This is a genomic window from Bacillus sp. AY2-1, from assembly GCF_008368965.1.
Classification (GTDB): Bacteria; Bacillota; Bacilli; order Bacillales; family Bacillaceae_G; genus Bacillus_A; species Bacillus_A thuringiensis_S.
On the sequence record NZ_QPEL01000017.1, the window covers coordinates 212,156 to 230,496 of the forward strand.

Genomic DNA, 18,341 nt, shown 5'->3' on the forward strand with positions numbered 1-18,341 from the left:
TTAGGAGAAGGAGTATGTTTCATGAAAGGAATTCAACTTATATTTAAAGATTGGAAAGCGATGTGGCACCATAAACATGGACGTATCGCTTTAATTTTTTTATTAATCGTTCCGTTAATTTATTCAGGATTCTTCTTGGCTGGATATTGGGATCCGTACGGAAAATTAGATAAATTACCTGTTGCAGTTGTGAATTTAGATAAGGGTGCTGTGATGGATGAAAAAACAATTCATGCAGGAGACGATTTTGTTAAAAATTTAAAAGAGAATAAGGAACTGGCTTTTCATTTCGTATCAGAAAAAAATGCTGATGAAGGGTTAAAAGAAGATAAATATTATATGGTTGTTACGATTCCAGAGAATTTCTCTAAAAAGGTAAGTACACTTATGGATGAGAAACCAGAGCCAGCAAAGTTACAGTACAAAGTAAATCCAGGTAAAAACTTTGTAGCAGCTCAAATTGGAACGACAGCTGTTGAAAATATGAAAACAAAAATCTCAAATAGTATTACGAAATCTTATACAGAGGGTGTCTTTTCAAAGTTTCAAGATTTGGCACAAGGATTGAGTGATGCAAGTAATGGGGCTGAGAAGTTACATGAAGGAACGACCGATGCAAAAAATGGAGCGAATCAGCTTGCGGATGGTATTGATCGTTTAAGTGATGGGACATCGAAATTGAAAGAGGGAAGTGAAAAGCTTGCATCCAGTCAATCTGCTTTAACCGGGGGGGCAAATGAGCTGAGTCAAGGAGTGACATCACTTCATAGTGGTATGGAGTTATTAGCACAAGGTGAAAAAACGTTACAATCAGGAGTTAGTGAATTAAGTGCTGGTACAAATGAATGGGTGAGTGGAAGTGAGAAGCTTGCTGAAGGCCAAGTAAAAGCGGATGGTGCAGCTAATAGTGTAAAACAACAATTAGAAGAGTACGTGAAAAATCATCCAGAAGTGCAGCAAGATCCCGCTTTTCAAAAAATTGTTGCTACGTCTAATGGACTAGCTAAAGCAACAAGTACTTTAAATAATAGCCAACAACAATTGACACAAGGTGCGAAGAAGCTTACTGAGGGTCAACATAAGATTGAAGAAGGCATGAATACATTCGGAGTTAAGTTAAATGAAGCTACTGCTGGAACGAAAAAGGTAGCAGATGGTGCATCGAATTTAGCTGATGGATTTACGAAGTGGGGAAATGGATTTACAACAGTACAAGAAGGTGTAAATCAGCTTGCGAGTGGTGGAACGGAGCTGAATAACGGTGCTAGTAAATTAACAAATGGACTTGTTAAACTTGATGATGGTGCGAAAGAACTTTCTACGAAATTGGGAGAGGGCGCAGAGAAGATAGCGGATGTCCGTAATGATGATGCACGCAATACGATGTTCTCAGAGCCAGTTCAGTTAGTGAAGTCAACAGTTTCTGACGTTCCTAACTACGGTTCAGGCATTGCACCATATTTCTTATCACTTGCATTTTATGTTGGCGGAATTATGGCATCGAATATTTTACCTCTTGGCCGCAGACAAAATATGAAGGTAAGCGGAACGGTACATTTTATTAATAAATTAGGATTGGTATATTTAATTGGACTTATTCAAGCGCTACTCGTAGATGTAGTTGTGCTAGGTGTTATGAAACTAGAAGTTGCCAGTGTGCCACTCTTTGTTTTATCAAGTATTGTTATTTCCTTTACGTTCATGACATTTATTCTTATGTTAGTAACAGTATTTGGTCTTGTTGGAAAGTTCTTAGCGGTAACGCTTCTTGTCCTGCAATTAGCGACGAGTGGAGGTACTTTCCCAGGAGAATTAAACATAGCTGTGCTTAGCAAAATTGGACAGTTTCTCCCAATGTCCCATTCTCTTAGAGGATTACAAGATGTTATCTCTTTAGGAGATTGGTCGCAATTACAAATGCAAATTTTAATATTGTTATGTTATCTCGTTGTTGTCGGTGGAATTGCTTGGATCACGAGCCATATACAGCATAAAGAAACGAATGCAGAACAAGTTTCTTAAAATGAAATAAGCTATCCGATTTTTTCGGATAGCTTATTTTTTATTTACGTTCCATTACTGCAAAGTAATTATTTTCATTATCAGCAAAGTTGAATGCTCTACCAGTAGGTAAATCTACAACCTGTCCAACTGTGACATTTTTCTCTGAAAGATCTTTATACAGTTGATCTAAGTTATTAGAGAAGAACATAAGTGAAGGAGTACCTAAGTTTAATTCAGGTTGCATCTTCGCGATTAACGCTTTATCGTGAAGGACGATGCTTGTTCCTGCTTCTTTCGCCGGCGCAATTTCAATCCAGCGGAATCCGTTTCCGTTATTTTCTTCCGCAATGATTTGGAACCCTACTTTTTCTGTCCAAAATTGTACTGTTTCGTCTTGGTTATTTACATATAGCATAATTTGTCCAACTTGATTAATCATAGGTGTCTCTCGCTTTCTTTTTATATGCGTATCATTATATCAAATATATGGCTTGAATAGTTTTTTATGATTTTTTCGGAATACAACCTTCGTCCATTTCATCTTTGTTGTAGGAGAAGGCCCTGTAATCCAAGTATGAAATGGTATTGTGCTACAAATGACCATTGTTGAAATAGAGATAATAGCCGTTAACACAAATAGTAATAGGCTATATAATATAGTATTTTCTTGCAGTGTGAATAAAGAAAGAAACTTTGTGCATAGTTGCAAGAAGAATAAGTGAGCTAAATAAGCACCATACGTGTAATTTCCAATGAAACGTAACGTTTTATATAAGAAACCACGACGCTGTACTATCATAATAGATAACACATACAGTATGATAATTTCGCATACGATATATAAAAACATAGATGGTTTTAAATAGGTAGAAACAGTTAAATGAATAGAGTTTGCTCCGTAAAAACTAAACAACTCATAATTGATGAATAAAAATAAGATGAAAAATAATATTGTTATAAGCGGGATATGTTTCATGACGAATAGACGCCAAGTTTTTAGTGCTACAGCGGCAATGCCACCCATAACGAAATAGAATGAGTAGAATAGAAATGATCGATCTGTATAATGTAAAATTGTTGAACTTGTTAATTTTTCTCCATTAAAAATATAGTGAGAAGAGAACCACATTAATAGAAAATATAGGCACGCGAAAAAGGTCATATATTTATATATGTCTTTTTTATTTTCTGTTCGTTTTTGAAACCAATAAAAAAGTGTGCATAGTAAAGGGAACAATAAGTGAATTTGGAACATCATAATAACGTACCAAAGATGGGGCGCGGCTGTTCCGAGTAATAAACTTTTTATTCCACTTTGTAATGTAATAAGATCGTTTGTTGTTAATAGGTAAAGAATAGACCAAAAGAAATAAGGAATGAGTAAGTGTGTCGCTTTTTCAGAAATATATTCTTTATATACTAATTGCTTCGTATAGTGCCGAATTAAGTGAAATCCAACGATAAATATGAATGCTGGTGCTGAGAATTTTGCAAGGTTGAATAGCATGCCCATAATGAGAGATTGCTCAAGTAAGACATTTCCTTGATTCATTGTATATAATAAGGAACTTTGCAAAACAACAGCGAGAAATGCAATGCTTTGCAAAACTTTAAATTCTGGTGCGCTTTGAGTCATTATTTCCATCTCCTTTTCCATACATGATTATAGTACGGAGAATGGATAATGGATGTGGAATATTTGTGAAGATTGTAACAAATTTGTGGCGAGAGGAGATATCAACTTATTAACAAATAACGACAAAAAGAGGATGCTCTAAACGAGCATCCTCTTTCTATCTATTAAGCAAATTTGTTTTTGATCCAATTCTTACCTTCTACAAGGCGAGCTGTCATTACCGCACAAGCGTTATCTGCTGTTACGTTTAACATCGTTGCAGGTGGATCAATGATTGTACTAATTGCTGCAATAATTGGCAATGCTTCTGGCGGGAAACCGTATAGAGATACGATTAACATTTCACCAATCATACCACCGCCTGGAATAGCACCCATTACTGTTCCTACTAATAAAGAAACAACAAGTGCGATTGCTAATGTTTTCGGTCCTTCGAATTCCATGTTGAAAATACCGAATAAGAAAGCAATTTTTAATACGCCGCCTAAAACAGATCCATCTTTATGAAGTGTAGATCCAAGAAGGACAACTGTTTCACGAACGTCTGAAGAAATACCCATTTTCTTCGTTGCTTCTAAGTTCGCTGGAATACTTGCGGCACTACTACAAGTTGCAAGTGATGTAACTGTAGGAGAGACCATGTTCTTCCAAAATACTTGTACACCTTGTTTGCGACCTGCAAGGTATGCATAGAACGTGAAGAATACAAAGAAGTAGATAAGAGAAGCTGGATAGTATACCATTGCTGCTCGGAAGTAAGTTCCAAGAAGTTGTGGTCCGAATTCACCAACTAATGCTGCGAAGTAAGCAGCAAGTCCGATTGGAGCGTAGTACATAATGAAAGATACAACTTTCATTGAAATTTCTGCACCAGCTTGTAGGAATGTAGCGAATGGCTTTCCTTTTTCGCCAACTGCTGAAGTTGCAATCCCCATTAAGATAGAGAAGAAAATAAGAGCTAACATATTTTCACGAGATAGTAACTTCGAGAAGTCAGATACTGTTAAAATACCGACGATTTGATCTGCAACACTAACAGCTTTGCCGGCTTTGTCAGGTTGTGTTAGTTCTAGTACAACACCTTGTGCTGGCGGGAATACTTTCACGACAATAATCATAAAAATAGCAGCTAAAATACTTGTAAATAAGAAAGTCCCAGCCATACTAGACATAATTTTACCGAAACGTTTTAATCCATCCATATTAGCAATAGACGATGCGATGCTAAAGAACACTAGAGGTACAACAATCGTAAACATTAAGTTTAAGAAAATATCACCAAGCGGCTTTAAAGCAACTGCATCGGCACCCATGAAATAACCAATGAAACCACCAATTAGGATAGAAGATAATAAAATAAGTGGAAAGCGATATGCCTTCATAAATATATCCTCCTATCAATTAAAAAATCATACTGAATCATTATAGCGAGTTAGAGTCCTCTTTACTAGGAGAATACGGATAAATGGAATAGCGTGAAAACCAAGAAATTTTTGTTTTTAAGCTCGGCATACAGCAGGAAATCTAGACATATATATTTGTAACCTAGTGGTGGCAAGGGATGCACCATAACTTAGGTTTAGAAAAAGGGGGAGGGAAGCGGAATGAATATTTTGCTTTGCTGTGCAGCGGGAATGTCTTCCAGTTTAATTGTTACAAAGATGGAGAAAGCAGCAGAGGCAAGAGGGATAGAAGTGAAAATCTGGGCAGTATCAGGTTCTGAAGTGAATAGTCATATTGATAAAGCTGATGTCCTTTTACTTGGACCGCAAGTACGTTATTTATTACCGAAAATGAAAGAATTATGTAAGGAGAAAGGGGTACCTGTTGATGTTATTCAATCCGTCCATTACGGACTTTGTAATGGAGAAGCTATCTTGCAAGCAGCTTTGTCAATGAAACCATGAGGAGAGTGGGATAGATGATACGGTTTTTAGAGAAGTATGTGATGCCGGTGGCAGGGAAGGTTGCAGAGCAGAGGCATTTACAAGCAATTCGAGATGGAATTATTTTAACGATGCCTTTCTTAATTATTGGATCGTTTTTCCTCATTATTAGTGCACTGCCGATACCGGGATATAACGAGTTTATGGCAGGTTTGTTTGGTGAGAATTGGCAGAGAGCTTTAGGGTATCCAGTTAGTGCAACTTTTAATATAATGGCTTTAATAGCTGTTTTTGGAATCGCTTACAGGCTTGGCGAGTATTATAAAGTGGATGCTTTAGCATCCGGGGCATTGTCGCTTGTGACGTTTTTACTTGCGACTCCATTTCAAGTTGCATATATTATACCAAGTACAAAAGAGAGTGTACTTGTAGAAGGCGCTATCCCAGCTGCATTAATGGGAAGCCAAGGGTTATTTGTAGCAATGATTATTGCACTTATATCTACTGAACTTTATCGGTTTATTGTACAAAAAAAGATAATTATAAAGATGCCAGAGACAGTTCCACCAGCTGTCACGCGTTCATTTGCGGCACTTGTTCCAGGTTTTATTGTTGTAACAGTTATTTGGATTTTACGCTTAATTATAGAAAATACTTCTTTTGGCAGTATCCATAATATTGTAGGACAAATTTTACAGGAACCACTTAGTGTACTTGGTGCTAGTCTTTGGGGCGCAATAATAGCAGTTATTCTCGTTCATGTTCTTTGGTCGTGTGGAATTCATGGTGCTACTATTGTTGGTGGTGTAATGAGCCCTGTTTGGTTGTCGTTAATGGATCAAAATCGAGTTGCTTTTCAAGCTGGGCAAGATGTACCAAATACCATTACGGCACAGTTTTTTGACTTATGGATTTATATGGGCGGTTCTGGTGCAACGCTGGCTCTAGTTGTCGGAATGTTACTATTTGCACGAAGTCAACAATTAAAAAGTTTAGGGAGATTGTCAATCGCGCCTGGTATATTTAATATTAATGAGATGGTAACTTTTGGTATGCCAATTGTAATGAACCCAATTTTATTAATTCCATTTATATTGGTTCCAGTTGTGTTAACAATTGTTTCTTACTTTGCAATGGAATGGGGATGGGTCGCACGTCCGAGTGGGGCGGCTGTACCTTGGACGACACCTATTCTTTTCAGTGGATATTTAGGATCGGGTGGGAAAATTTCAGGTGTTGTTTTACAACTCGTCAACTTTGCGCTTGCATTCTTCATTTATTTACCGTTCTTAAAAATATGGGATAAACAAAAAGTAGCAGAAGAAAAGGGGGAGTAAAGAAGTAAAATGGATACGATAGAGACGAAAGCTTTTCATTTAATTTTGCATGGAGGAAACGCGAGAAGTTGTTCAATGGAAGCAATTGATTGTGCGAAGCGTGGGGAGTTTACAGAAGCAGAAGCTAAATTACAAGAAGCGCTAGAGGAATTAAAAGAGGCGCACCGTGTACAAACGGAGCTTATACAGAAAGAGGCTGGTGGCGAAAAGACCGAAGTTACTCTTTTAATGGTACACGCGCAAGATCATTTAATGAATGCAATTACAGTGAAAGAATTAGCAAGTGAGTTTGTAGAGTTATATAGGAAGATGTCGGTGGATGAATGAACCTTGCTTATGCAAGGTTTTTTTATCCCGCATTAACGGGCAGTAAAACTCCCACCTCAAAATGTGGCTGGAGCAAGGAAGTTAGGAGGGAGCTTAACTGTCCGTAAAGGCCCGATTGGTTCAACTAATAATTAGTGGGAGATGAACAAAACCCCCACTAATTAAAGTTTCACTTTATGTATATGCCTGTACCATCAGTGGAATGTTCATCCCACTGATGGTATTTACAATCATCCTTTTTCCGGATGAGTAAGGGTTATAATTAATCGGCAGTAACAATTTCTCCTATACCACGAATTAATCTTTTTATATGCATCCGCTCCGGTTTTAATATATTTACGATATAATCAATCGCAATTTGTGGTTCAACGGTTGTACCGCAAGTATAACAGTCAATAGCTGCAAAATTTTGTTCCGGGTAAGTGTGAATGGAAAGATGGCTTTCTGATAATAACACTAATACAGTAACACCATATGGCTGGAATTCTTTTTTACTTACGTTTAAAACATGGGCACCAGAGCAATCTGCAGCTGTAACTAAATGATATTCTAAAAAGTGCGTATCATCTAGTAGAGAAAAATCTACTCCCCATAAATCTACTATTATATGCTTGCCAAAAGTAGAATATTCCATAGGCAACACTCCTTACTATAATATCGTCAAAACTTCATTTCCTGTTTGTAGCATTGATGTAGGATAAGGTTCGATTCTGAATTTAAAAGAGCGAGGTTGCGTTGTTCTAGATGTTCTTCTTTAAATTGAAATAAAGGGAAAAGAAGAGCAGGCAAGGTTCGAGGAGTTGGTACTACATATAATTGTTCAATTTGATCTAGTACATAGGCAGAATTAGCAGCGATATGAAATCCCCAGTCAGTTCCAAAAGAAGGAACGATTGTATGATAACTTTTCACAGTTAGTCCAGCATGTTCAATTGTATTACCGATGCTCCAGTATACTAGAGGTGCATCAGCAGGTGAATTAGATTGGCAGACGAATGCGCCATCTTCTGTTAAGAATGTAGCTATACAAGCAAAAAGTTCGCTTGTATATAAAGTACTTAACAACTCTGTCGCTGGGTCTGGGAAATCAATAATGATTACATCGTATAAAGAGGAAGGAGAGCTTAAAAACTCTTTTGCATCGCATACGTGTGTATTTACACGATTATCAAAAAATGCACTTTTGTTTAAAGAAACTAATTCTGGAACATTACGAGCCATATCAATCATCGATCCATCTAAGTCAACAAGGTCTACATGTAGTACAGTTTCATATTTTAAAACTTCTCGCAGGGCAAGACCATCGCCACCGCCTAATATGAGAACACGTTTTGGATCAATTACTTTTGACATAATTGGATGTACAAGTGCTTCATGATAAATTTGCTCATCGACGGAGCTGAATTGTAGTTGCTTGTCCAAGTATAAGCGAATATCGTTTACTTGGACTAAATTAATATTTTGATAATTACTCTTTTCTTTAAATAAATTTGTATGTTCACCAGCTTGTATTTCCTTTAGAGAAATTTCATCCCACACATCTAAGTTGTGTGAATCTGTGGGTACTATAATTACATTTTCTGATTGTACTTGTTTATCCTGTTCATCTTGTTTGTCTTGTGTATCGTGCTTGTCCTGCTGTTCTAGTTCAAATTTGTCAGAGTCTACTTCAGAACGCTTGTCTTTTTTATAGCTTTTTATTCTATAAATCTTTATTTTGCTTTGTTTTCTATGTTTTGGCATAGGAATCTCCTTTCGAATTGTGTTATTTTACTCTATTCTATGTAATCTAGTAGAATTTGCTTGGACAATAGATAGAAGAGTGTGTTCAAGAGCATGTTGTTTTTTTACTAGATTCTACGATGAAAGATTTTTTTAGTGTTTTTTTATGTTAAGCATAACTAGACAACTAAACACTAATCTATTTTCATACAGTTATGTGTTAAAAGCGTGTTGTTTTATAACACACTGTGTGTTTTTTGAGTAACACACTAATTGAAAGCGTTAACACACAAAGAAAACAGTCGAAAAAGTGCTGATTTTAGTGGTTTTAAAAAGTTGGCACGCTAATTGCATTAATAAATAGCGTAAAGAAAAATAAATAAAACATAAATTTTTTATACTACACAAGGGGGATTTTCAAATGAATATTTTATTATGTTGCTCAGCAGGGATGTCTACAAGTTTACTAGTTACAAAAATGGAAGCGGCTGCAAAAGCTCGCGGTCTAGAAGGCAAGATTTGGGCTGTATCTGGGGATGCAGTAAAAACGAATATCGATCAAGCAGATGTATTATTACTAGGACCACAAGTTCGTTACATGCTCTCTTCAATGAAAACGCTTGCTGACGAGAGAAACGTTGGAATCGACGTTATCAATCCAATGCACTACGGCATGATGAATGGAGAAGCAGTTTTAGATCACGCATTAACACTTAAAAAATAATTAGGGGGGAAGTAAAATGCAAAAGTTTATTGCATTTATGGAGAAGTACATGGTTCCGATTGCTGGTAAAATCGGATCGCAACGTCACTTAGCTGCGATCCGAGATGGATTTATTGCAGTTATGCCACTTATTTTAGTTGGTTCGATGGCAGTACTAGTTAATGGTTTACCAATTCCAGCATTCCAAAATTTTATGAAAGATTTATTCGGTGAAACTTGGACACAAATTGGTGCTGGTATGTGGACAGGGTCCTTCGGGGTATTAGCTCTGATGGTGGCGGTTACCATAAGTTATAACTTAGCAAAATCTTACGGTGTTGATGGATTGTCAGCAGGTATTATTTCGTTTGGTGCATTAATTATTCTTACACCAACAACACCAAAAGAAGCTGGAATAAATATGCTTTGGACAGGCGCACAGGGGTTGTTCGTTTCACTTATTGTCTCCATACTCGTAACGGAGATATTCCGCTTCTTTGTTCAAAGAAACATTACAATTAAAATGCCTGACGGTGTACCACCAGCAGTAATGAAATCTTTCGCTGCTTTAGTTCCAGCATTTGTGATTTTAACAGGTATTGCAAGTATTCAATTAGCAGTAAAACTAGCAGGTACAAGTGTTCATGAGTATATCTTTAATACATTACAAGTTCCATTACAAGGTTTAGCGGGTACGTTACCAAGTGCAATCTTTATTGCGTTATTAGTACATGTACTTTGGTTCTTCGGTTTACATGGTCCAAATATTGTTGGTGGTATTATTGAGCCACTTTATTTACCAGCATTAGAGAAAAATATTAAGTTATTCCAAGATGGTACATCTGCATTTGATGTTCCAAACATTATTACAAAACCATTCTTTGATACTTTCGTATATCTTGGTGGTTCTGGTGCAACATTAGCGTTTTTAGTAGTTGTATTAATTGTAGCGAAAAGTGCACAATTACGCGGTGTATCTCGTCTATCAATTGGACCTGGTGCATTTAACATTAACGAACCAGTAATCTTTGGTACACCAATCGTATTAAATCCAATTTTATTCATCCCGTTCGTATTAACACCTGTTGTGTTAGTTATTACATCTTATACAGCAATTTACTTAGGATGGGTACCAAAAACAGTAGCGATGGTTCCATGGAACGTTCCACCAATTATTAGTGGGTATCTTGTAACAGGTTTACATCCTTCTGGTGCGATTTTACAATTATTCAACTTTGTTGTTGCAATGGCGATTTACTTCCCATTCGTTGTCGCATGCGATCGTTCAGTTATCCGTACTGAGAAAGCAGCACAAGAAAATAACAACTCTGTACCTATGTAACATAGTAATTGTTCTCATAGACAACGATACCTGTGAGAACAATTACCTTTATATCATGTTCAAAAAGATGAAAAACATCTATATGAACACTAAACTATCATTAATAAATTCATACTTTAATAGACATGTTCAAACTGAAGGGGTATTTAAATCGGTTGAACCTTATAGAGAGGGCGGTAATTATGATGACTACAGCAGAACAAATTCCATTCCAATTGATTTTAAATAGTGGTAACGCACGAAGCTTTGCGATGGAGGCACTTCAATTTGCCAAACAGGGGAAAATGGTAGAAGCAGATGAAGCGATGGTAAAGGCGAAAGAAGCGATTAATGAAGCGCATCATTTCCAAACAGAGCTCATACAATCAGAAGCAAGAGGAGAAAAAACAGAGGTTAGTGTTCTTTTAATTCACGCACAAGATCATTTAATGAATGCGATTACAGTGAAAGAATTAGCAGCAGAGTTTATCGATCTTTATAAAAAGCTTGAAGCGAAAGGGGAATAAAGCATGACTGGAATTAAAATTGCTACAATCGGCGGTGGATCTAGTTATACACCAGAGTTAATTGAAGGATTTATTAAACGTTATGATGAGCTTCCTGTTCGTGAAATTTGGTTAGTAGATATTGAGGCAGGAAAAGAAAAGTTAGAAATCGTTGGTAACTTAGCGAAACGTATGGTGAAAAAATCTGGTTTACCAATCGAGGTATATTTAACACTTGATCGCCGTGAGGCATTAAAAGATGCAGACTTCGTAACAACACAACTTCGCGTTGGTTTATTAGAAGCACGTGCAAAAGATGAAGCAATCCCATTAAAATATGATGTAATCGGTCAGGAAACGAATGGTCCTGGTGGTTTATTCAAAGCACTGAGAACGATTCCTGTTATTTTAGATATTTGTAAAGATATGGAGGAGCTTTGTCCGAATGCATGGCTAATTAACTTTGCGAACCCAGCTGGTATGGTAACAGAAGCTGTCCTTCGTTATACAAATATTCAAAGAGTAGTTGGTCTATGTAACGTTCCAATCGGAATCCGCATGGGTCTTGCAAGATTACTTGAAGTAGATGCAAGTCGTGTCCACGTTGATTTTGCAGGTTTAAATCATATGGTATACGGACTAGATGTATACTTAGATGGCGTAAGTGTAATGGATCGTGTGTTAGAGCTTGTAACAGATCCGGAAAAGCAAATTACGATGGAAAATATCGCAGCGCTTAACTGGGAGCCAGACTTTATTCGCGGCCTTCGTGCAATTCCATGTCCTTATCATCGTTATTACTACAAAACACGTGAAATGTTAGAAGAAGAAAAAGAAGCTTCTGTTGAAAAAGGTACACGTGCAGAAGTAGTAAAACAATTAGAAAATGATTTATTTGAGTTATATAAAGACCCGAATTTAGATATTAAACCACCACAATTAGAAAAACGTGGCGGCGCTTATTATAGTGACGCAGCATGTAGCTTAATTACGTCTATTTACAACAATAAAGGTGATATCCAGCCTGTTAATACACGAAACAATGGAACAATTGCAAGCTTACCAGATGATTCTGCTGTTGAAGTGAACTGTATTATTACGAAAGAAGGTCCAAAACCAATTGCGGTCGGAGATCTTCCAGTACCAGTTCGCGGTTTAGTACAGCAAATTAAATCATTTGAGCGCACAACAATTGAAGCTGCTGTTACAGGTGATTATCATAAAGCGCTGCTTGCTATGACAATTAACCCACTTGTACCATCAGATACAGTTGCAAAACAAATTTTAGATGAAATGTTGGAAGCACATAAAGAATATCTTCCGCAGTTCTTCAAAAAGGTAGAGAAGTAAAAGCGGCGCTATTTAGCCCGCTTTTTTTATTCTATCCCACTTTAATGGGCAGTAAGACCACTACCTCAAAATTCAGCGAAAACAAAGAAATTAGGTGGGGGATCAACTGCCCATAAAAGTCCGATTGGTTCAACTAATAATCAGTGGGGGGGAGAAACCCCCCCACTGATTAAAGTTTCACTTTATTAGGAGGTATTACGATGATTAAGTTAATTGTAAACGCAGATGATTTCGGTCTTACAGAAGGTACAAATTACGGCATTATTGATGGGCATATAAACGGACTTGTAAATTCAACGACGATGATGATGAATATGCCAGGAACAGAGCATGCGGTACGCTTAGCCAAAGAGTATGAAACGCTAGGAGTAGGAGTACATCTTGTATTAACGGCAGGAGAACCACTTCTTGGAGACGTACCATCACTTGTAAGTAGCGATGGATTGTTTCATAAACAAGGTGTCGTAAGGGAAGGAAATATAAATCCAGAAGAAGTTGAGAGAGAGTGGACTGCTCAAATTGAGAAATTCCTATCTTACGGATTAACACCAACTCATTTAGATAGTCATCATCATGTGCATGGTTTACCGATTTTACATGATGTTCTTGAGAGATTAGCGGCTACATATAATGTTCCGATTCGTCGTTGTGAGGAAGATAGAGCGGTGCGCCCATTTTCTGATGTGTTTTACAGTGACTTTTATGCGGATGGTGTGACGGAAGATTACTTTGTGAAGTTAAAAGAAAGAGTACAAGGTGAACAAACGGTAGAAATTATGGTTCATCCAGCTTATATTGATCCAGAGCTTGTGAAGCGTTCTTCTTACGTAATGGATCGTGTGAAGGAATTGCGTATTTTAACAGAGAGCGAATTACCAGAAGGAATAGAGCTTGTGAAGTTTTAATAGAAAAACGACGGCTACATCATGCCGTCGTTTTTTATTTATAAAATGGATAGAGCATATCCGCCAAATGCCCCGAGTATAACGATAACCCAAGGTGGTGTTTTCCAAAAAGTGAGCAAGCAAAATAGAAGAGATGCAAAAACAAAATCTACAGCGTTCATAATTGTGCTTGTCCAAATAGGATCATAAAAAGCTGCTAGTAAAATACCGACAACAGCTGCATTGACTCCAAGTAGTGCGCCTTGTATGAATGATATTTTTCTCACGCTGTTCCAAAATGGTAAAACACCAATAACGAGTAAGAAAGCAGGGAAGAAAATTGCAATTGTTGCGAGTAATGCCCCAAGCGTCCCGTTTAACACTGCTCCTATATAAGAGGCGAATGTAAACAGTGGTCCTGGTACTGCTTGTGTTAATCCGTATCCAGCTAGGAACTGTTCTTTCGTCATCATTCCGTTTTGTACGAACTCACCTTCAAGAAGAGGCAGCACGACATGTCCTCCTCCAAATACAAGTGCGCCAGAGCGATAGAAACTATCAAATAAAGCGATGTAATAAGAGAACGGTCTTAATATTGGTAGCAGTAGTAATAGTCCAAAGAATAAGACGAGACAAGAAACTGCTATCTTTTTTGAAATAGGTACTTTTATATGTTGAGATTGGCTAATTGGTTGGTTGCGATATAAAAACCAGCCGATAAAGCCACATATTATGATGAGGGTGACTTGTGTCCAACTACTTGGCCATAATAAGGCGATTGCGGCAGTTACAATCGCAATCGTTGCACGATTGCGATCTGGAGTTAACTTCCGCGCCATTCCCCATATGGCATGAGCGACAATAGCGACTGCTACAAGTTTTAGTCCATGAATCCAGCCAGCACTTCCAAGATCGAACTGATTAAGGAATGAGGCGAAGAAAACCAAAACAAGCACAGACGGTAAAGTGAATCCAATCCATGAAATAATAGCTCCTAATAGCCCGCCCCGTAATAATCCAACCCCCATACCGACTTGACTGCTGGCAGGACCGGGAAGGAATTGACATAGTGCTACTAAATCTCCATAGCTTCGTTCATCCATCCATTTTCTTTTTTGCACGTATTCGTGGTGGAAATAGCCGAGATGAGCGACAGGACCGCCGAATGAAGTAAGTCCTAATTTAAATGAGACGAGAAAAATCTCTAATAATGTATGAAAAGTGTATTTGTTAGTTTTCAATGGAACCTCCTATAATGTTTTTCTATGTGCATTATACAAGAGACTTTCAATCTACAGGAACAATTACAATGTAAAGATTTTGTGAATCTTTTCTTTGTAATTAAAATTGAAAAAGTCATAAATGATTATGTCTAAACCATAAAGTAGTAGAAGTAGTGCTGGGAAATTTATATAAGGAGAATGCCTTATGACAACACATTTCTTTGCCAGGTTAACAGGTAAGAGGGAAGTGCCTCCTGTAAATACAGAAGCTTTTGGGGTAGCAGAGTTTATTTTTAGTGATGATTTAACGAAATTGCATTACAGAGTAATACTAAAAAATATAGAAAAGGTTACATCGTGTCAAATTCATTTAGGGAAGTCTACTCAAATTGGTCCTGTTGTTTTATATTTGTATGGTCCACTAGAGCAAGGGATTAGCTTGAACGAGGGAAGCATTACTGGTGTAGTGAATGTGGAGGATTTTGAGGGACCTTTACAAGGGAAATCATTTGTACATTTACTTCAAGAAATTATTCAAGCAAATGTATATGTTAATGTTCATACGAAATCACAAAAAAGAGGAGAAATAAGAGGGCGAGTTAGAAAAGTAAAGAAATAGAGGAAAAGGCTGTCCATATGTTGGAACAGCCTTTTCTTCTTAATATAAGGTGCTAGTTTTAGTGATTATTGTCGGTAAAGCGATATATTTTGAAAATCGCTGATATAACTCGCGTTACGGTTGATATTTTTAAAAACTGCCTCGATTAATTTTTCGCAGGCTGATTTTTAATAAAGAAGTCCATAACGTAAAATACTTCGTCATCAGGTATTTGTATTTCAAATGTATTTTCAATTGGTTGCAATGCTTTTTTTACTTTCATATACATCCAGTATTCATCTTGTCTTCTTTTCTCTTTATCAGGGTGAGGAAGAAGGCTTTCTCCTTTTTGAAGACGGTCAACCATACAGCTCATATGCAGAATAACACCCATTAAGCTATCAGGAGTTAGCTGTAAGGAAATTAATTCTTGAATTGTATTTAATGCGTAACGAATTGTTTTGATAAGTAATGCCCCATCGTTACGCTGCATTTGTTGTTCAAGAATATCCGCCATTTTTGCATATGTTTCTTCATACGTAATTAATTCTTGAATGGGCTGAATCGCTGTGTAGTTTACGATGTCTTGGAAATGATATGTTAAGCACGGCACTTGCACATCGAAATTCGTGACGATACAAATGATGTTACGCTCTTTTTTTATGTTCTCGATCATTTTCGTTAAATCTTTTTCATGGACGATACTAATCGGAATAATTTCAATTAAGTCTTTATCAAATCGTAAATAGTTCTCTAACATTTTTTGAATAGCTAAAGCACTTCCTTCACCAGTTAAACAAGCTGTTAAAATAACAGATTTCATTGGAGAGAGAGGTTTTTTCTTTTCTTCTTGTACGTTTAAGTAAAATGGTGTTAAATTTTTTACTGTTTCATACAGCGCATCTAATGAATAACCGAGCTGAGCTTTTCGAGCTGCTTCTAGTGCATGTGGTGTGCTCGTCATCGAGAGAACACGTACAGGGATTTTGAACTCCGTTTCTAATATGTCACCGATATAAGCAAGTGACCCCATATCGACAAGTAAGAGAAGCCCATTTACATTTTGTAGTGTTTTCATATACACTTTCACACGTTCCAAGAAATCTTTCGGTGATTCGTGTAACGGCATATCAATACCGGTTACTTCCTCAATGCCGAGAAGTTCGTTTGCAACGTTTGCCATTTCAGTTGCGATGCCATTACCGTGTGCTAATATTAATACTTTTACTTCTGTTTGTGAGGCAGGAATTGGATCAACAACGAAGAACATTGTTAAAAAGCCAGCTTCATCAATAGGCATTGTTATTTGTAATTCTTCTTCCAGTAGTTGAATGCATTGCATAGCTACGGAAAAAGCTTCTTTATATTTCGTACGAATTTGATTTAATTGCGGGTGATGTATTTGTTTTCCGCTTTGTAAACGTTGTAGAGTTGTCTGTACATGTAAACTTAAAGCGAGAAATACTTTTTCATCAAACGTCTTAGATAAATGCTTTTCAGCAAGTTCCGCTATTTTTTCACATATGGAAACGATATTACGATCCACAATTTTAAAAACATTTTCATGGCTTGTTTTTTTGGATATTTGGTTAAAATATTGTACGAAAAAGCTTTGAACATCATTTTCTATTAGTAATTCTAATTCTTCCTCTTCAATACCACGGGCTTGAAGTTCTTCGTATTTATAGTCAATATAATCGTAAATAGAAGAGCGTTTTTCATCTTCTGTTTTATGATTACTCCAACCTTCCTCACCTGTAAATACAAATGTTTCATTTGGTATTTGGTATAAGTGACGGCTCTTCCTTTCAATGAACAACCCTTCTTTCATATACCAAGGTAAATCTGTACTTGAAACATAGACAGAATCACGTTTCTTTGTGACCAAATCAGAATAGGCTTTCGCACAGGCAATTTGAACATCTGTTTTTAATTGACCAATGTTATTGGGACAATTATAAAAGACGAAAGCACGCATTGCATTTGGGCTAACGTGAATGTCTTTTCGCAGACGAATTGCTTCATTTGTGAAAAATAGCTGTAGTAAAGCAAAGCGCTCTTTATGTGTACGCTCACGAAGTGGTGGCAGCGTAACAGTCATCGGTATACGTCTTGTAAATGTTTTTAATAAAAATGAATTTGGTTCTTCTGTTGTTGCAGTAATGATTAATACTTGTGCTTTACGTTCGTTCTCTGTTTCTCCAAGGCGGCGGTACACTCCGCGGTCAATAAAGGTGAAAAGCATTTCTTGTCCCTCTGGAGGTAGGCGATGTACTTCATCTAAGAAAAGAATTCCTTCATGTGCTTTTTCAATTAATCCTTTTTGATCACTTGCTCCTGTGTAAGCTCCTTTTTTAATCCCAAATAATTGCCCGAGTAGTAGCTGTGGATTATTTGCGTAATCAGCACAGTTAAAGACGATAAATGGTGCATTTTTAGGAAGCTGTTCAACTTCAATTGCATATTCGTGCATTAAAGAAGCAAACATAGACTTTCCGACCCCTGTTTCTCCCAGTAGTAAAGTATGCATACCGTTTGGAGGATAGAGCATAGAAGCTTTCGCTTTTTCAATTGCGATTTTAAGGCTCGTATTTTCAATTGCAAATGTATCTAATGAAGTTACTTCTTTTGAATGCGTTTCCAACGAAGTGTTCGTTTCTATGTAAAAACGAACAGGTCGCGTATTTGTTTTTAATAAACGTTTATCTTTTACAAGTTTGTTTAAGTCGCTACTTACATTGGCGCGATCTAGTTGCAACAGGGTAGCTAGTTCTGATGCGGTTACACCTTCTGTATAATTGCCTTCTTGTATTGCGTTAAAAATGAGATCTATTCGTTTCATTT

Annotated in this window: 17 protein-coding genes; 10 read left to right on the plus strand and 7 right to left on the minus strand. The window is 37.0% G+C overall.

The features are described from left to right. The first annotated feature begins 21 nt into the window (after positions 1-21). Positions 22-2,022, plus strand: a complete 2,001-nt coding sequence (locus DN403_RS04965) for a YhgE/Pip family protein (protein ID WP_000676323.1) — start codon at positions 22-24, stop codon at positions 2,020-2,022. Between the two features lie 40 nt (positions 2,023-2,062). Here the strand turns inward: DN403_RS04965 and DN403_RS04970 are convergent, their stop codons facing one another. The 3 genes from DN403_RS04970 to DN403_RS04980 form a co-directional block, all read right to left on the minus strand. Continuing rightward, on the minus strand, positions 2,063-2,443 hold the full coding sequence (locus DN403_RS04970) for a VOC family protein (RefSeq protein ID WP_000610158.1): 381 nt from the start codon (positions 2,441-2,443) through the stop codon (positions 2,063-2,065). 39 nt (positions 2,444-2,482) lie between these two features. Then, positions 2,483-3,640, minus strand: coding sequence for an acyltransferase (locus DN403_RS04975; RefSeq protein WP_000194340.1), 1,158 nt, complete (start codon positions 3,638-3,640; stop codon positions 2,483-2,485). Between the two features lie 164 nt (positions 3,641-3,804). Beyond that, positions 3,805-5,022: a dicarboxylate/amino acid:cation symporter gene (locus tag DN403_RS04980; RefSeq protein ID WP_000649376.1), complete on the minus strand. Its 1,218-nt coding sequence runs from the start codon at positions 5,020-5,022 to the stop codon at positions 3,805-3,807. Between the two features lie 222 nt (positions 5,023-5,244). Here DN403_RS04980 and DN403_RS04985 point away from each other — a divergent pair, with 222 nt between their 5' ends. The 3 genes from DN403_RS04985 to DN403_RS04995 are packed head-to-tail and all read left to right on the plus strand — an operon-like array spanning position 5,245 to position 7,190. Then, positions 5,245-5,547, plus strand: a complete 303-nt coding sequence (locus tag DN403_RS04985; protein WP_001023546.1) for a PTS sugar transporter subunit IIB — start codon at positions 5,245-5,247, stop codon at positions 5,545-5,547. Positions 5,548-5,561: 14 nt separating this feature from the next. Beyond that, complete coding sequence (celB, locus tag DN403_RS04990; protein ID WP_000617788.1) at positions 5,562-6,863, plus strand: PTS cellobiose transporter subunit IIC; 1,302 nt, start codon at positions 5,562-5,564, stop codon at positions 6,861-6,863. 9 nt (positions 6,864-6,872) lie between these two features. Beyond that, positions 6,873-7,190: a PTS sugar transporter subunit IIA gene (locus DN403_RS04995; RefSeq protein WP_000379645.1), complete on the plus strand. Its 318-nt coding sequence runs from the start codon at positions 6,873-6,875 to the stop codon at positions 7,188-7,190. A 262-nt stretch (positions 7,191-7,452) separates the two neighbouring features. Here DN403_RS04995 and speD read toward each other — a convergent pair whose 3' ends face one another. Together speD and DN403_RS05005 are read right to left on the minus strand one after the other, a co-directional pair. After that, complete coding sequence (speD, locus tag DN403_RS05000) at positions 7,453-7,824, minus strand: adenosylmethionine decarboxylase (RefSeq protein WP_000456838.1); 372 nt, start codon at positions 7,822-7,824, stop codon at positions 7,453-7,455. A gap of 26 nt (positions 7,825-7,850) precedes the next feature. Beyond that, entirely contained in the window at positions 7,851-8,933 is a 1,083-nt protein-coding gene (locus DN403_RS05005) for a polyamine aminopropyltransferase (protein WP_001123949.1), read from the minus strand. 400 nt (positions 8,934-9,333) lie between these two features. On the opposite strand from DN403_RS05005, the gene DN403_RS05010 reads away from it, so the two are divergent. The 5 genes from DN403_RS05010 (at position 9,334) to chbG (ending at position 13,697) form a co-directional block, all read left to right on the plus strand. Beyond that, the gene (locus DN403_RS05010; protein ID WP_001023569.1) at positions 9,334-9,636 is read left to right on the plus strand and encodes a PTS sugar transporter subunit IIB; all 303 of its coding nucleotides are present in this window, start codon (positions 9,334-9,336) and stop codon (positions 9,634-9,636) included. 16 nt (positions 9,637-9,652) lie between these two features. After that, complete coding sequence (gene celB, locus DN403_RS05015; RefSeq protein WP_001168857.1) at positions 9,653-10,957, plus strand: PTS cellobiose transporter subunit IIC; 1,305 nt, start codon at positions 9,653-9,655, stop codon at positions 10,955-10,957. 182 nt (positions 10,958-11,139) lie between these two features. Continuing rightward, complete coding sequence (locus DN403_RS05020; protein ID WP_000989059.1) at positions 11,140-11,463, plus strand: PTS lactose/cellobiose transporter subunit IIA; 324 nt, start codon at positions 11,140-11,142, stop codon at positions 11,461-11,463. 3 nt (positions 11,464-11,466) lie between these two features. Next, on the plus strand, positions 11,467-12,792 hold the full coding sequence (gene celF, locus DN403_RS05025) for a 6-phospho-beta-glucosidase (protein WP_149185324.1): 1,326 nt from the start codon (positions 11,467-11,469) through the stop codon (positions 12,790-12,792). Between the two features lie 200 nt (positions 12,793-12,992). After that, positions 12,993-13,697 (plus strand): chitin disaccharide deacetylase, encoded by a 705-nt coding sequence (chbG, locus tag DN403_RS05030; RefSeq protein ID WP_000593462.1) that lies wholly within the window; start codon positions 12,993-12,995, stop codon positions 13,695-13,697. A gap of 38 nt (positions 13,698-13,735) precedes the next feature. Here chbG and DN403_RS05035 read toward each other — a convergent pair whose 3' ends face one another. Next, positions 13,736-14,917 (minus strand): chromate transporter, encoded by a 1,182-nt coding sequence (locus tag DN403_RS05035; protein WP_149185325.1) that lies wholly within the window; start codon positions 14,915-14,917, stop codon positions 13,736-13,738. 187 nt (positions 14,918-15,104) lie between these two features. Here DN403_RS05035 and exsM point away from each other — a divergent pair, with 187 nt between their 5' ends. After that, positions 15,105-15,518 (plus strand): exosporium regulatory protein ExsM, encoded by a 414-nt coding sequence (exsM, locus tag DN403_RS05040; RefSeq protein WP_000207046.1) that lies wholly within the window; start codon positions 15,105-15,107, stop codon positions 15,516-15,518. A 145-nt stretch (positions 15,519-15,663) separates the two neighbouring features. On the opposite strand, the gene DN403_RS05045 is transcribed toward exsM, so the two are convergent. Further along, positions 15,664-18,339, minus strand: a complete 2,676-nt coding sequence (locus tag DN403_RS05045; protein WP_017763757.1) for a sigma-54-dependent transcriptional regulator — start codon at positions 18,337-18,339, stop codon at positions 15,664-15,666. Positions 18,340-18,341 lie beyond the last annotated feature (2 nt).

What these genes read in the sequence shown, in the direction of transcription:
- DN403_RS04985 (WP_001023546.1), top strand. Translation starts at nt 5,245, where the DNA reads ATGAATATTTTGCTTTGCTGTGCAGCGGGAATGTCTTCCAGTTTAATT.
- speD (WP_000456838.1), bottom strand. Translation starts at nt 7,824, where the DNA reads ATGGAATATTCTACTTTTGGCAAGCATATAATAGTAGATTTATGGGGA.
- DN403_RS04970 (WP_000610158.1), bottom strand. Translation starts at nt 2,443, where the DNA reads ATGATTAATCAAGTTGGACAAATTATGCTATATGTAAATAACCAAGAC.
- DN403_RS04975 (WP_000194340.1), bottom strand. Translation starts at nt 3,640, where the DNA reads ATGACTCAAAGCGCACCAGAATTTAAAGTTTTGCAAAGCATTGCATTT.
- DN403_RS05020 (WP_000989059.1), top strand. Translation starts at nt 11,140, where the DNA reads ATGATGACTACAGCAGAACAAATTCCATTCCAATTGATTTTAAATAGT.
- DN403_RS05045 (WP_017763757.1), bottom strand. Translation starts at nt 18,339, where the DNA reads ATGAAACGAATAGATCTCATTTTTAACGCAATACAAGAAGGCAATTAT.
- celB (WP_000617788.1), top strand. Translation starts at nt 5,562, where the DNA reads ATGATACGGTTTTTAGAGAAGTATGTGATGCCGGTGGCAGGGAAGGTT.
- exsM (WP_000207046.1), top strand. Translation starts at nt 15,105, where the DNA reads ATGACAACACATTTCTTTGCCAGGTTAACAGGTAAGAGGGAAGTGCCT.
- DN403_RS05005 (WP_001123949.1), bottom strand. Translation starts at nt 8,933, where the DNA reads ATGCCAAAACATAGAAAACAAAGCAAAATAAAGATTTATAGAATAAAA.
- DN403_RS04995 (WP_000379645.1), top strand. Translation starts at nt 6,873, where the DNA reads ATGGATACGATAGAGACGAAAGCTTTTCATTTAATTTTGCATGGAGGA.
- DN403_RS04965 (WP_000676323.1), top strand. Translation starts at nt 22, where the DNA reads ATGAAAGGAATTCAACTTATATTTAAAGATTGGAAAGCGATGTGGCAC.
- celF (WP_149185324.1), top strand. Translation starts at nt 11,467, where the DNA reads ATGACTGGAATTAAAATTGCTACAATCGGCGGTGGATCTAGTTATACA.
- chbG (WP_000593462.1), top strand. Translation starts at nt 12,993, where the DNA reads ATGATTAAGTTAATTGTAAACGCAGATGATTTCGGTCTTACAGAAGGT.
- celB (WP_001168857.1), top strand. Translation starts at nt 9,653, where the DNA reads ATGCAAAAGTTTATTGCATTTATGGAGAAGTACATGGTTCCGATTGCT.
- DN403_RS05010 (WP_001023569.1), top strand. Translation starts at nt 9,334, where the DNA reads ATGAATATTTTATTATGTTGCTCAGCAGGGATGTCTACAAGTTTACTA.
- DN403_RS04980 (WP_000649376.1), bottom strand. Translation starts at nt 5,022, where the DNA reads ATGAAGGCATATCGCTTTCCACTTATTTTATTATCTTCTATCCTAATT.